Source organism: Sporosarcina sp. Y352 (assembly GCF_056786535.1).
Window position 1 is genome coordinate 102,289 of the sequence record NZ_JBXCJE010000002.1, and the last position, 14,865, is coordinate 117,153.

The 14,865-nt window shown below is 44.0% G+C and carries 8 protein-coding genes; 6 read left to right on the plus strand and 2 right to left on the minus strand.

The window, feature by feature from the left end:
- Positions 1 to 421 precede the first annotated feature (421 nt).
- From addB to AC1TO6_RS03485, 6 genes are all read left to right on the plus strand, one after another.
- Positions 422 to 3,919 carry a helicase-exonuclease AddAB subunit AddB gene (gene addB / locus AC1TO6_RS03460; RefSeq protein ID WP_482100211.1) on the plus strand — a complete coding sequence of 1,166 codons (3,498 nt, stop codon included), beginning with the start codon at positions 422 to 424 and terminating at the stop codon, positions 3,917 to 3,919.
- Positions 3,894 to 7,607 carry a helicase-exonuclease AddAB subunit AddA gene (addA, locus tag AC1TO6_RS03465; protein WP_482100212.1) on the plus strand — a complete coding sequence of 1,238 codons (3,714 nt, stop codon included), beginning with the start codon at positions 3,894 to 3,896 and terminating at the stop codon, positions 7,605 to 7,607. The genes addB and addA overlap by 26 nt, the downstream gene beginning before the upstream one ends.
- On the plus strand, positions 7,604 to 8,788 hold the full coding sequence (locus AC1TO6_RS03470; RefSeq protein ID WP_482100213.1) for a DUF418 domain-containing protein: 1,185 nt from the start codon (positions 7,604 to 7,606) through the stop codon (positions 8,786 to 8,788). Before addA ends, AC1TO6_RS03470 begins: the two co-directional genes overlap by 4 nt.
- Positions 8,789 to 8,847: 59 nt before the next feature.
- The gene (locus tag AC1TO6_RS03475; protein WP_482100214.1) at positions 8,848 to 9,747 is read left to right on the plus strand and encodes a fumarylacetoacetate hydrolase family protein; all 900 of its coding nucleotides are present in this window, start codon (positions 8,848 to 8,850) and stop codon (positions 9,745 to 9,747) included.
- A gap of 75 nt (positions 9,748 to 9,822) precedes the next feature.
- Positions 9,823 to 10,176 (plus strand): YisL family protein, encoded by a 354-nt coding sequence (locus tag AC1TO6_RS03480; RefSeq protein ID WP_482100215.1) that lies wholly within the window; start codon positions 9,823 to 9,825, stop codon positions 10,174 to 10,176.
- A 372-nt stretch (positions 10,177 to 10,548) separates the two neighbouring features.
- Positions 10,549 to 12,006, plus strand: coding sequence for an alpha-amylase family glycosyl hydrolase (locus tag AC1TO6_RS03485; RefSeq protein ID WP_482100216.1), 1,458 nt, complete (start codon positions 10,549 to 10,551; stop codon positions 12,004 to 12,006).
- A 642-nt stretch (positions 12,007 to 12,648) separates the two neighbouring features.
- On the opposite strand, the gene AC1TO6_RS03490 is transcribed toward AC1TO6_RS03485, so the two are convergent.
- Both AC1TO6_RS03490 and AC1TO6_RS03495 read right to left on the minus strand, forming a co-directional pair.
- Entirely contained in the window at positions 12,649 to 13,974 is a 1,326-nt protein-coding gene (locus AC1TO6_RS03490; protein ID WP_482100217.1) for a CoA-disulfide reductase, read from the minus strand.
- A gap of 23 nt (positions 13,975 to 13,997) precedes the next feature.
- Complete coding sequence (locus AC1TO6_RS03495) at positions 13,998 to 14,855, minus strand: DegV family protein (RefSeq protein WP_482100218.1); 858 nt, start codon at positions 14,853 to 14,855, stop codon at positions 13,998 to 14,000.
- Positions 14,856 to 14,865 lie beyond the last annotated feature (10 nt).

The window sequence follows — 14,865 nt, forward strand, 5'->3', positions numbered from 1 at the left end:
AGCGAAGGCGCGACTTCGTGGTAGCCGGAGCGATATGACTGAAAGTGGTCTTCCTTCCGGCTTATCGCGGGAGGCATCCACAAAGCGCCGAAGCGGTATTAGCAGAATCTCCGTTTCATTCCATCTATGGTTATAGTTGTTAAATGCATTGGCTCGATTTATCGCACTATATTAAAGGTTGCAATCTAATCCCCGATAACGAAATGCGCTTTCTAGCATAGACCATCCAGCGAAGGCGCGTCTACGTGGTAGCCGGAGCTATAAGACTGAAAGTGGTTTTCTTTCTGGCTTATCGCGGGAGGCATCCACAAAGCGCAAAGCGGTATTAGCAAGATAACTAAATCTATCCATTGCATAGGGACTTTTATTAATCTCGACTGCAAATATAAGTTACCTACATCCATAAAAAGGAGGAAACCATATGTCACTGCGTTTCATTACCGGAAGGTCTGGATCCGGGAAAACGACATTCATTGAACGCGAAATCGCTACTGAACTCGAGCGGAATCCAATGGGCGCACCAATCATTGTTATCGTTCCGGATCAGATGTCGTTCTCGATGGAGCATAGTTTGTCCGTTAAATTTGGCTTAAAAGGGATCATCCGGGCACAAGTATTGACGTTCAAACGCTTGGCATGGCGTGTGTTGCAGGAAACAGGCGGCATCACACGTAAGGAAATAGATAGCTTCGGTTACAGGATGCTTGTTCGAAGCGTTCTTGAAGACAACCGAGACGATTTTAAACTATTTCGGCAAGCTGCGAGTAAACGGGGATTCACTGAACAAATCGGGGATTTGTTGAAGGAGTTCAGCCGCTATTCTCTTGACCATCAGACAATGAACACGCTACACGAGACACTCGCTGCATCAGGCGCGCCGCGTACGTTGCTCGACAAGGCGGAAGATTTATCACTATTGCTTACAAAACTTGAAGAAAAGCTAGGCACAACATATGTCGATAGTGAAGGGCACCTTGCGCTCCTAGCTTCGCAAATTCATCACGCAGACCTGTTAAAAGGAGCTGACATTTATATAGATGGTTTTGAAAACTTTACGACAAGGGAATATGAAATTGTAACAGAACTGATGAAGCATGCAAATCGGTTGTCGGTTGTTTTGCCGATGGAAGGTGCGCTAACGGGTTTTGCGGATCACGAATTATTTTTCAATCCAGTTAGAACCTCGCTTAAATTGCGTGAATTGGCTAGGGCGGATTCCATCGACGTTGAAGAAGATGTCTTCATGCAGGATTCGCACCGATTTCTCAATACGGATCTTACTCATTTTGAAGCTGAATTCGACCACTATCCAGCGCAGCAAAAACCATCTGAAGGCAATGTCGTTCTGATTGAATCTGCTGACCGGCGTGCAGAAATCCATGCAGTGGCACGCAAAATTCGTGAGCTGATGATATCAGGGAAACGGTACAAAGACATGTCAATCCTGTACAGGCAGCCTGAAAAGTATGATGAACTGATTGAAACTATTTTTCCGCATTATGATATACCAGTGTTTATCAGCCAGAAAAAGCCTATGCTGCATCATCCACTCATTGAGTTTTCGCGTTCAGTGTTAGAAGCGGTGACTATGGGATGGTCGTATGAATCGGTATTCCGTGCTGTTAAAACGGATTTGTTTTTCCCGCATAGGGAAACGAAACTACTATGGCGTGACAGGGCAGACAGACTTGAAAACTACGTACTTGCACATGGAATTCATGGACATCGTTGGTTCGACGACACTCGCTGGCGCGTGAAAAAGTACCGTGGGCTCGAAATGCATACAAATGTACAAACCGATGAAGAACTAGCAATGGAGCAGCAACTGCATATGATTCGGGATGCAATTAGAGAACCGCTCGCGGCTTTAGAACAACGTTTAAAACGATCTAAAACAGGCCGCGATGTAACGGAGGCATTGTTTGTATTCATGGAAAAACTTCATGTGTACGATAAAATTATCGATTTACGTGCTGAGGAAGAACGAGCGGGGCGTCTGCTTGGTGCAACGGAACATGAACAGGCATGGAACGGGTGGATTAACGTCCTCGATCAGTTTGTACTTATGTTTGGCGATAAGGAAATGGATGTTGTGGAAGCTGTTCGCATATTGGATGAAGGGTTTGATTCACTCGAATTTGCCCGCATTCCGCCGTCGCTCGACCAAGTGACTGTTACATCTGTTGAGGTTTCCAGTTTAATGGATATCGATGCGGTGTTTGTTCTCGGCGTAAATGATGGCGTAATGCCAAAACGAGTGGACAATGAAGGGCTTCTCTCAGATGTAGACCGTGAATGGTTTTCACAAATTGGCTTTGAACTTGCGCCAACCTCGAAAATGAAGTTGATGGATGAAACATATATGGCGTACCGTGCATTCACGGCGGCGCGCGAAAAATTATATGTATCGTATCCAATCGCAGACGAGGAAGGAAAAGCACTCATTCCATCATTATATATAACGAGAATTGGACAGTTGCTCCCGGGAACGCCACTGGAAATCGCTGTGACAGATCCATCCGAATTACCACTTGAAGCCGAACAATTCGATTACATCAGCCATCCAAGATCTGCTCTCCCTTACGTTTCCATGAAGTTGAAAGTGGCGGAACAGTCCGGTGTCCTGGAACGTGAATGGCGTGCGGTGATGGCTTATTACGAAGAGGATCCCTACTGGTCATCTGTGATAAGCCATATCACGCGCCCGATGCATTCAAAGAATGATGCAGAACGTCTGCGATCCGAAATCACAACAGGGTTATACGGGGAATCATTTGTTTCTAGCGTATCACGCATTGAATCCTACTACAGTTGTCCGTTTCAACATTATGCGTCGTTTGGGCTTGGCTTACGCGAGCGGACGGAATTTACACTGGAAGCACCAGCAATCGGTGATTTATTTCACGCTGCGCTTAAATGGATTTCGGATGAAACAATGCGTCTCGGGAAGTCATGGGCAGCGTTGTCGCGCGAGGAATGCTGGAATCTTGCAAGAGGTGCAGTGGAAGACATTTCGCCATACTTTTTCAATCGGATTTTATTGTCGACGAACCGTTATGTCTATATTAAACGAAAGTTGATGCACATTATTCAGCGGACAATCTATTCACTTAGTACGCAGGCGAAATCGACTGTGTTTAAACCGGTTGCTATTGAAGCAGGATTTGGTCCGGGCGAGGAACTGCCAGCGCTTGAAATTCCACTACGTCGGGGCGATTTGATGAAACTGCGCGGGCGGATTGACCGTGTCGATGCAACAGAAATAAGCGGAAAAAACTATGTCCGCGTTGTCGACTATAAATCATCTGCGAAAAGCCTTGACCTAACGGAAGTCTACTACGGCTTGTCCCTGCAAATGATGACGTATCTTGATGTTGCACTCGAAAATGCGGACGAATGGCTCGGAATCCATGCGGATCCAGCGGGTGTTTTATATATGCATATCCATAACCCGATGATCAGATCCGGTACGGAATTAACACCAACACTCTTAGAAGCAGAAATTGTGAAATCCTACAAAATGAGAGGCTATCTGCTCGATAATCCGGAAGTCGTTATCGGAATGGACGCTGATATTGGACGGTCTTCTTCTATTGTTCCGGCTTCCATTAAAACAGATGGAACGTTTGCAAAAACTTCAAAAGTCTTGTCTCCAGATGATTTACAGATGATGCGGTCATTTGTCAGAACGCGCCATCAAAAGGCAGGAGACGCGATGTTAGCGGGCGATACCCGCGTTTACCCGTACAAATTAAAAGACAAAATGCCGTGCGAGTTCTGTTCATACCGTTCGGTTTGTCAGTTCGATCCGACAGATCCTTCTTCACAGCACAGGCCGTACAGTGAAATGGACCCAGAAACGTCACTTGATAAAATGCGTAAGGAGGTTGCGGATGATGCAGATACCCTTGAAACCTGAAGGACTGACATTTACAGATGCCCAGTGGAAAGCGATTTGGGCGACAGGAAAAGATATTCTTGTTTCCGCTGCCGCCGGTTCCGGTAAAACGAAAGTATTAATCACACGAATGATTGAAAAAGTGTTGGATGAAACCGATCCGATAGATGTTGACGAATTGCTCGTCGTTACATTCACTAATGCGTCCGCAGCAGAAATGCGACATCGAATGGCAGAGGCACTGGAAGAAGCCATTGCTGCAAGGCCGGAATCTGTACATTTGCGCAGGCAATTGAATTTATTGAATAAAGCTCAGATTTCAACATTGCATTCGTTTTGCATGAATGTCGTTCGACAATATGCTTATTTGATAGACATCGATCCTGGATTCAGAATTGCAGATAGCACGGAAGCAGCGCTATTGAGTGACGATACAATTGGGGCTGTGCTTGAGGATGCGTATAGCGTGGAAAATCCTGAAGCAATGTACCGGCTGGCGGACAGTTTCACGTCTGACCGCAATGATCAGTCGATTGAAACACTGATTGACCGGTTGTATGATTATTCCCGCGTCCATCCCGTGCCGGAACAGTGGCTTCGCCTCATTCCGGAGCAGTATGAAATCGACGCCGGATCTTCCATAGATGATCTGCAATTTATCGGACCGCTGAAAACAGCTATCACGCATACCCTTGAGGAAGCGGCGGCACTGACCAACGACATGAAACGAATTGCACTTATGCTTGACGGACCAGAACCGCTTGCGGCCACGGCGGAAACGGATCTACTGTGGATAAATGAAGCCATCCATCGCATAACTGAAGGTACATGGGAACAAACCTATGCATTTTTTGGTACGCTGAAATGGGTGAAGGCCGCTACAATTCGCAAAGATTCGTGTGACGAGGAATTGGCAAAACGTGCGAAAGCACTTCGTGATGCAGTGAAAAAGATTATTAACACACTTAAAGAGTCCTATTTTACAAGGACACCGTCTCGACTGCTCGATGAAATCCGGTTGATGGCACCGACGATGCATACGCTGATTGACTTAGTCATCGATTTTGGCAGACGTTTTGAACTTGTAAAAATAGACCGTGGGATTGTCGACTTTTCGGATTTAGAGCATTACGCACTGCGGATTCTATCCAAAGTAGAAGATGGGGTAATTGTGCCATCTGATATAGCGGTTGATTATAAGAACCGTTTTGCGGAAGTGTTGGTCGATGAATACCAGGACGTCAATTTGTTGCAAGAGACAATTATCCAGCTCGTCAAGCGTGGTGGGGAAGCGGATGGAAACTTGTTCATGGTCGGCGATGTCAAGCAGTCGATTTACCGCTTCCGCCTTGCGGAGCCAATGTTGTTTCTAGGGAAATACAATCGCTTCACCGAAACGGATGGAGATCAAGGCTTGAAAATCGACTTGAATGCCAATTTCAGGAGTCGTAAAGAAGTACTGGATGCAACAAACTTCATTTTTTCGCAAGTGATGGGCGTGCGTGTTGGTGAAATTGACTATGACGACGCGGCAGCATTGAAATATGGCGCAAATTATCCTGAGAAATCTGTGATGACGGGTCTAACACTTCTTTACGAAGAAGCGGATGACGAACTAGAATTAGACGATGCGACTGAACTGGCGGGACAAAGCTTGAAAAGTTCGCAAGCAGAAGCACGCTTTATGATTAAAAAGATTCAAGATATGATTGCATCTGGCGCGGAAGTGACGGATGCGTTTAGTGATAAAAAGAGGCCGCTTGAGTATCGAGATATTGTCATCTTGATGCGTTCAATGACATGGTCTGGCGAAATTGCTGAGGAATTTAAACTGGCGGGTATTCCGATTTATACTGAACTAAAGCGCGGCTATTTCGATGCGCTCGAAGTAATGATTATGCTAAACACGTTACGGGTCATAGATAACCCGTATCAAGATATTCCGCTCGCGTCCGTCTTGCGCGCTCCGTTTATCGGTATGACAGAAAATGAATTAGCGCAAATTCGACTTGCTGGGAAAAGTGAGCCGTTCTTTGAAGCGTTGAACCGCTTTGTGTCAACTGGTGGAGCCGGTATTGCACCAGCGACACAAGAAAAACTGCAGCGATTCTTCACACAGTTTGAGAACTGGCGCAACTTGGCGAGACGGGGTTCATTGTCAGAACTGATCTGGCAAGTATTATCGGATACACATTACTATGAAATGGTGGGTGCCATGGCGAATGGCAAGCAGCGCCAGGCAAATCTACGTGCACTGCATGATCGTGCAATTGATTATGAAAAGACTTCGTTCCGAGGATTGTTCCGCTTTCTTCGTTTTGTTGACCGGATGCGAAAGCGTGGGGATGACCTCGGCGCAGCACGTTCACTAACAGAGAAGGAAAATGTCGTTCGTATGATGACAATTCATTCATCCAAAGGACTGGAATTTCCTTTTGTCTTCATCGCAGGGGCTGGCCGGAAATTCAATAAAATGGATTTCAATGAACCTTATCTATTTGACCAGCATTTTGGTTTGGCGGTCAAAGCAATCGATCCAGATAATCGCATCACGTATACATCATTGCCGTTCTTAGCAATGAAGGAAAAGAAAGAACTTGAAATGCGCGCGGAAGAAATGCGTATTTTGTACGTCGCGATGACTAGAGCAAAAGAGCAGCTTGAAATTATTGCTTCTGTAAAAGACATCGAGAAATCGATTGTGAAATGGCAGGATGCACAGCTTGTCGATCCTGACCAAATGCTGCCGGAATATACTCGATCACGTGCGAATGGGTACTTAGATTGGATTGGACCGGCTGTTGCGAGACATCCATCATTCGCGAAATTTGGCACTATGCCAGGGGGTCAGTCCATTATGGATTCATCAAACTGGCATATAAATGCACTGCCTGTTTCCTCGTTATTTACGCGAATTGAGGGTATAGAAGAGGAAGAGATGGTGCCCGAAATCGTTCCGGTAGAAGAAGTCGATTCAGATATGCTCGTAGAAGTGAAACGACGATTCGATGCGACCTATCCGTTTCTTTCGTCCGTAACGAAGCGATCGAAACAGACAGTCAGCGAGTTGAAACGCTTGTCGATTCTAGAACAACAGGCGGAAGAAGACATCGTAATCTCGGGAAATGAAGATGTAAGTACAGCGTATCTGCATCAACGACCGGCATTCATGCAATCGCGTGCGCTGTCTGCTGCTGAAGTCGGAACGGCGATGCACACGATTATGCAGCATATTGATATTCGTCAAAAAGGTAGCGTCTCTACGATTGAAAAGTTAATAACAGAGTTGACAGCCCGCCAATTGCTGACTTTTGAAGAAGCGAATGCAGTCGATGCGAATCGGATAGCCAACTTTTTTAATAAAGATATTGCAAAACGACTGATGTCAGCTGAGCGCATTGAACGGGAATTGCCGTTTACATATGCCCTGGATGACCTAGATGGTGACTATCAAATCTTGCAGGGAATCGCCGATTGTCTATTCAAAGAAAAGGACGGTTGGGTACTGCTAGATTATAAAACGGACCGGGTCAGCGGACGCTATGGTTCTGATGAAGAAGTGGAAGTAGAAATGCAAAAACGTTATGGAATCCAGTTGAATTTGTATAAGAAAGCGATTGAAGAAATCTTGAAAATCGAAATTAAAGAGATGGTCCTCTATTTATTTGATGGAGAAAGGACTGTGGACATACAGGGGGAAAGAAATTGAAATTAACTTCAACTACGCTTGGAAATCGGATTGAGACACTTGACGTGTTACGCGGAATTGCGCTGCTCGGGATTTTTATCGCGAATATGTTGCATTTCCATTCCCCTTATCTGTACTTGGATCCGTATACATGGTTCAGTGCACCGGGTGATGTGGAAAACTTCAAGTGGATAGATATATTTGTAGAGGCTAGTTTTTATCCGATTTTTGCAATGCTGTTCGGTTATGGCATAAACATGCAATATGAAAAAACGCTTGTCAACAGGTCACCGTTTGCTCCAGTTCTTGCACGACGCATGGGGATTTTGCTGCTTTTTGGATTGTTCCATGCGTTGTTCATCTGGATGGGTGACATCCTGTTTACTTACGCATTAATGGGCTTTATCATGATTGCTTTCATTAGAATCCCAAAGAAATGGATGCTTCCGCTTGCCGCGGTACTGTATATCATTCCTACGGGTATCGTGTATGCAGCGACTTACTACTTAAACAAATTGCGCCCGGATGCCATGATGGAAGGGTACGCTGATATTCATCAGATTGAACGATCACTAGAAGCGTATGCTTACGGAAATTTCGGCGAAATCTTCACCTTCCGTTTTTTTGAGTGGGCTTTATACGGATTGACAGGGGTTCTTACTGCTCTATTCATCGTATTGCCACTAATCTTAGTCGGTGCGGGTTTGTCTAAATGGAAAGTAATTGAACGCGCTAGTGAATTTAAAGGACGCATTCTAATAGTGACTGTTATTACGCTTGCTGCCGGGATATGGATGAAGGCTGCTCCCTTCATAGGAGGTCCATCATCAGATTCGATTATGTTGCAATCGCTATTCGGCGGTCCTGTTTTAGGTGCTGGTTATGTCGGTCTAGTGCTTTTACTTTATCAGGTACCGCTGTTTCGCACATTATTCCGTCCGCTCTCAAAAGTGGGACGCATGTCATTGACAACGTATATCACACAATCCATTGTGGGTACACTAATTTTCTATGCCTATGGTTTTGGCATGTACGGCAAAGTGGATTTAGCTACAGGGATATGGATTGCAGTTGGTGTATTTATCATCCAAGTCTTATTCGCAGAGCTATGGTTGTCGAGATTCCGTCTAGGTCCACTGGAATGGCTTTGGAGAAAAGCGACTTATGGAAAGAATTTGCCGGATAAAGAGGAAAAAGGATAACGTTTGTCGTAATGAATTAGAATAAGACGTTTTTTCAATATGAAGGGGTGGGCACTCAGATGAAGTTATTATCGTTCCGTTATGAAGGTAGGACATTATTCGGTCCGAAAGTGAAAAGGGAAGAAGCTGTATGGGATATGATTGCCATTGCAGAAGCATATGAAGATGCTGAATTTCCTAAAACAATCACGGAAGGTATCGCATCAGGTCGTGATTTCGTTGACAAAGTGACAAAACTTGCAGAGCGGGCACGGGAGGATGAGAACGCAGATCAATTTAAACATGCGTTTACGGCTATTGAGTGGCTATCACCAATTCCGAGAACACCTAAAAATGTTCTGTGTGTAGGCAAAAACTATGCAGACCATGCGGCAGAAATGGGTTCGAATGCACCGCCTGAAAAATTGATGATCTTTACTAAATCTCCGACATCCATTGCTGCGGACGAGCAAGAACTTTCAATTCATAGCGATATAACGGATAACCTCGATTATGAGGGAGAGCTCGCAGTTGTCATTTGCAAAGAAGGTCGCAACATTCCAAAACAGCTTGCCTATGACTATGTTTTTGGTTATACAATTGCGAATGATGTAACAGCGCGTGACGTACAAACTGCGCATGGTCAATACTTCCTAGGGAAAAGTCTCGATGAATCGTGTCCGATGGGTCCATATATTGTGACGAAAGATGAAATTCCGAATGCACATGATTTATCGATTGTTACAAAGGTCAACGATGAAGTTAGACAAAATGGCAATACGGCATCGATGATTTTCAAAATTGATGAACTAATCGCAGAGATTTCACGATTCGTTACGCTTGAACCGGGCGATGTTATTTTAACAGGCACTCCCGCTGGTGTCGGAAAAGGCATGAAGCCGCCAACGTTTTTGAGAAAAGGTGACTTGGTGAAAGTCTCAATTGAAGGCATTGGTACTCTTGTAAACAAGTTTGTGTAAGCAATATTCCTTTTGTGAAATAGGAGATTATGATAGGGTTATTATGTAGTTATAATAACAAATGAGGTGACAAGTATGGACGCATTAACAAACACAACACATCTACATATTTTCACTTGGGTTGTCGGAATCATTCTATTCCTAGTTGCTGCAGGCATGGACAACGAATCCAAAGGCAAAAAAATACTTCACATGATTGCACGTTTATTCTACGTACTAATTCTAATTTCAGGCGCATTGCTATTCTTCGAATACTCTTCGCTTAACGCAGCGTTGTACGGCGTCAAATTCTTATTGGGTCTTGTAACAATAGGTATGATGGAAATGGTTCTTGTACGTTCTACAAAGAACAAAAGCGTCAAGGTGGTCTGGATTCTATTCTTCGTCTTCTTAGTGGCGACGTTACTCCTCGGATTCAACCTCCGTTAGGAATTAACTGGTTCACTTAAGTTTTAATGGCGGGGAGGAATGGGGATGGAATCGAGAATCGGACTACTGTTTCTGATTGTTGTCTTGATGTTAATGGCATTATTTGTCGTTTCTGTCTTCTATACTTCCCGGAAAAAGCGGACATCTTCAGAAGAGAATGAATAATACACTTGCTGGCTAATTGCCGGCAAGTGTATTTTGATTTTAAGGAAACAATAAAGTGTTGGTCAGTGGATAACGTTAATCCTTCCCAATTTCACAAAATCGACCTATTTCGCAGTGTAGAAGAAGGTTTTTCGCGTAATAGATGGCGGGCGGTCACTCTGTTTGGTAAAATGACGGTTGACAGTTCGTTTATTAGGAGGCTATTTTGTGAAAGCGAATAAATGGTTTGGACTTATTGTAACTTTTCTATTACTGGTAGCGACCCTCAATCCATCAGGGGCATTTGCAGAAACGGAAAAGACAATAGAGGATGAAAGTATATATGATTTACTAGTTGACCGGTTTAACAATGGCGACGGAAAAAACGACTTTGATGTCGATGCAAAAGACCTTAATGCGTTCAATGGCGGTGATTTCACCGGTGTGTCTACGCGCTTGGAGTATATCGCAGGAATGGGTTTCACACTTATTTCGCTAGGACCTGTGTTTGAGACGGAAACGTATGACGGAAACAAAGTGCTAGATTACACAAAATTTGATCCTCACTTTGGGACTGACGCGGAATTCTCAGAAATGGTTAATGCAATCCATAAGCAAGATATGTCCGTTATCGCTGATTTTCCACTCGCTGGAGTTAGTTCGAATCATATCTGGGCGACAGAAGGAACAGTGAAATCAGTGCCCGTCGCTGAAGGAATAATCGATTGGGATTATTCTGATACAGCTACTCAACAGGCTTTGATAGAAACGATTGCAGATTTTGTTAAAACGAATAAGTTGGACGGAGTTCGCTTAACAAAGATCGAACAAATTGACACGGCTCTATTGAATGACATCATTCAGGCTGTGAAAACGGCTAATCCGAAAGCGTATGTAGTGACAAATGAAGAAAGTGATGCGGACTTCGATTCTACTCCTAATATGGAAAAAGTAAACGCAATGAGAGCATCGTTTTCACAATTTGACGCGGACTCTTCACCATTATCGATTTTTTCAAATGACACTGAAAAGGAAATGATCCAGTTCGATGATTTGACAGGACCGCGATTGACTTTCGATATGGTGGAAGCGAAAATGTTCCCGCCAACCAGATGGAGAATTGCAGCAACTGCTCTATTTTCACTTCCTGGAGTACCCGTAATGACATACGGTAGTGAAATAGCTGTGAACGGACAACAAGCACCTGAAAGTCACCAGCTTATGAATTTCAAGATTGATACAGAACTGATTGAGCATATCGGGGACCTCAACACACTGCGCAACAAGTCTGAAGCGTTGCGTAACGGAGATTTTGAAATGCTGCACAATGAGGGCGGATTTACGGTCTTTAAGCGTTCAAATGACGAGGAAACATGGATTGTCGCGCTAAATAATACGACAGAAACGGCTAGTCTAGAAATACCGAAAGAAGTATTCGGGGAAAATAAGAAACTACGCGGTTTGCTTACTGGTGATACGGTACTTGAAGGAAAAGACGAGATTTTCCGTATCGTACAGGAACGTGAAGTTGCTGAGATTTACATCGCTGATGAAGACAAAGGATTCAATATCCCTTATCTAATCGCATCCATTCTTATATATGTACTGTTCTTAGGATTCTTATTGACAGTTTGGCGTAAAGGCAGAAAAGGTAGAAAAGAACAAAAAACAGGAAATGTAAAATAAAAGGAAAAACACCAAGGCTAGTAGCCCTGGTGTTTTTTTATTGAGCCGCCATTTTCACTGGATTATTTTCGGACCGCTTTCGGCGAATTAATCACGACACTTCTAGCCACGCATTTTAGGGGAGGAATTGCAGTTCATTCCTCCCTAGGTCATATTGTTGTGATTATTCGCCTGTCGCGTTCCTACAATATTCAAGTGAAAAGTGCAGTTGTTTTGAATGAAAGAATAGATGAGCTTCTATTAAAGAGTGAAAGTGCCCGAAGATGCAATTTCGGGCACTCTTGCACGTGGTATAATGTATTCCCTATTAACTTTCAGAAAGATTATGTGATGCTTTGTAAGAAAGTGATACCATAATAAAAGGAATGAGCGGTCAAAATTGTATCTTTGACCGCTTCTCTCCATGTGAGAAGCAATCTATTCTTCCGTCCCGAAAAGCTTTGGCACTACTTGTACTAGTGTCTTTGGTGAGCGACGGATGAACGAACACCATAAGATTATCGAAAAAAGTAAGCAGGGATGCGACAAAGTCGCATCCCTGCTTATTAAAACATCTCGATAATGGTATAGTGGTCTGTTCAATCCAAAGCGAACCAATAGTAACTTTACACGTAGTGCCCAGTTTCTAGACTCGAGGGGCTACTAATCCGCTTTATAACCTACCATATTCACCGGATCTTTTGGTGAAGAGTAAGCAGGGGAGTAGACGAGTTCAAGAGCAGCTAAATCCTCAATTGTCATTTTGCCCATGATTGCGGTAGTGATGACATCGATTCGCTTGTCGACTCCTTTGTCACCGACGGCTTGTGCGCCAAGGACGAGTCTAGACTTTTGATCATAATGGACACGCAATAAAATCTGTCCGTGATCCGGATAGTAGCCCGCGTTCGTCCGGCCTTTATAGACGGAAGTGCCAAACGCGATGCCTTCATCCGACAGACTTTTCGCTGAATGTCCTGTCATAGCAGCTGTCAGTGAAAACAGTTTTGTAATCGATGACCCAAGCAGTCCATTCATTTTTACGGGTTTTCCTGCCAGATGGCTTGCAACAATGAACGCTTGCCGGTGTGCGTGCCATGCGAGTTTGACGTTTTTCGGTTTGCCGGTGAACCAATCTTTGGACTCTGCTGCATCACCAATCGTATAAATGTCCGGATCGTTGGTTTGCATAAAACTGTTGACGACAATCCCTTTTGTAGGACCGATTTCTAAACCGGCTTCGATGGCAAGTTTTGTATCCAAATCGATTCCGATGCTCGCAACGATAAAATCGACTTCAAAATCCACACCATTTTTCATTACTAAACGCTTGCCTTCAATGCGTTCAATGGCGTCTTCGAAGTAGATCTCTACATGATTGTCCTTCATCTCTTGCCCAAGTACTTCAGAGATTTCTGCGTCCATAATATTCATAATGCGATCATTTCGATCAATAACTGTTGTTTTCAATCCTTTATGGATGAAGTTCTCAGCAAGTTCGATGCCGATGAATCCGCCGCCGATGACTGCACAGGATTGCGGTTTTTCCTGTTCAATGTAATTCATGATTTCTTCCATCTCGGCAAAATTCTTCAATGTAAATAAAGGGAGTTTGCCAAGACCTTTCAAATCAGGAATACGGGAAGTGCCGCCCGGAGACAAAATGAGTTTATCGTAAGATTCGGTAAAAGTCTGTCCAGTTTCCAGGTTTTGTACCTCGACGGTTTTATTCTGTCGGTTAATGGACAAAACATCATGCGCTAACTGGACATTAATATCCCGCTGTTCACCAAATTCTTCAGGTGATGCACCAACGAGTTTCGATTTCTCATCGATTAAGCCACCGATGACGTACGGCATACCGCATGTGCCATAACCCAGTACTGGATCACGTCCGAATAATGTGATTTCTGAATCCGGCACTGCTCGTCTAATTTGAGCAGCGACAGTAGAACCTCCTGCAATCGCTCCGACAATGACTACTTTCATGCATTCAATCTCCTCGAGAAATATTATTTATTCAACTTGTTTAAAAAATAGATACCGACCGTCCCAGGCCCTACATGAGCGCCAATGACTGAACCAATTAGGTGTATTTCAATGCTTTTAGGATGGAAAAGCTCTTCAATCGTTGCCTGCAACTCCAGTGCTACAGCTTCATCGTCGCCGTGGCTGATTGCAATCGTTTGTTCAGACAAATTATCGCCTCGCTCCGCCATCAAATCAGTCATACGTCGCAACACTTTTTTACGTCCGCGGTGTTTTTCAATTGGAACAAGTTTTCCACCTGCGACGTGGAGCAAAGGTTTAATGTTCAGTAAACCACCAATGAATGCACTTGCTTTTGATACACGCCCGCCACGTGCCATATAGTCAAGATCTTCCACAGTGAAAAGGTGCTCCATATGACCGGCCATGAAACGGATTTTACGTTCGATTGTCCGCACATCGTCTTCTCCAGCATCACGGAGACGGACCGCCTCTTTTACCAGCAGTCCGTAACCAAGAGATGCGCATCTTGAATCAATGACAATTAGATTCATACTTGGATTTGTTTCTTTTATTTGATCTTTTGTCATAATTGCAGTATCAAATGTACCTGATAACTCCGACGAAAAAGCAATGTATATGCCATCTTCGCCAGATGCTGCGAGTTCTCTCCATTTTTTCAGGAACAACTCGGGAGCTACTTGTGATGTCTTAGGTTGTTTACCATTCCGGATGGCATTATAAACTTCCAACGCATCAATTGTTGCTATGTCATCGTATTCCTTGTCGTCAATTAAGACGCGTAAAGGGAAAAGTATAACATCGTTTTCTTCGTAAAATGACTTTGGCAGATCGCAAGCACTGTCCACAAAAATTCTCATTTAAATTCCT

Coding starts and splice junctions, on each gene's coding strand:
- addB (WP_482100211.1), top strand. CDS start 422: ATGTCACTGCGTTTCATTACCGGAAGGTCTGGATCCGGGAAAACGACA.
- addA (WP_482100212.1), top strand. CDS start 3,894: ATGATGCAGATACCCTTGAAACCTGAAGGACTGACATTTACAGATGCC.
- AC1TO6_RS03475 (WP_482100214.1), top strand. CDS start 8,848: ATGAAGTTATTATCGTTCCGTTATGAAGGTAGGACATTATTCGGTCCG.
- AC1TO6_RS03480 (WP_482100215.1), top strand. CDS start 9,823: ATGGACGCATTAACAAACACAACACATCTACATATTTTCACTTGGGTT.
- AC1TO6_RS03490 (WP_482100217.1), bottom strand. CDS start 13,974: ATGAAAGTAGTCATTGTCGGAGCGATTGCAGGAGGTTCTACTGTCGCT.
- AC1TO6_RS03495 (WP_482100218.1), bottom strand. CDS start 14,855: ATGAGAATTTTTGTGGACAGTGCTTGCGATCTGCCAAAGTCATTTTAC.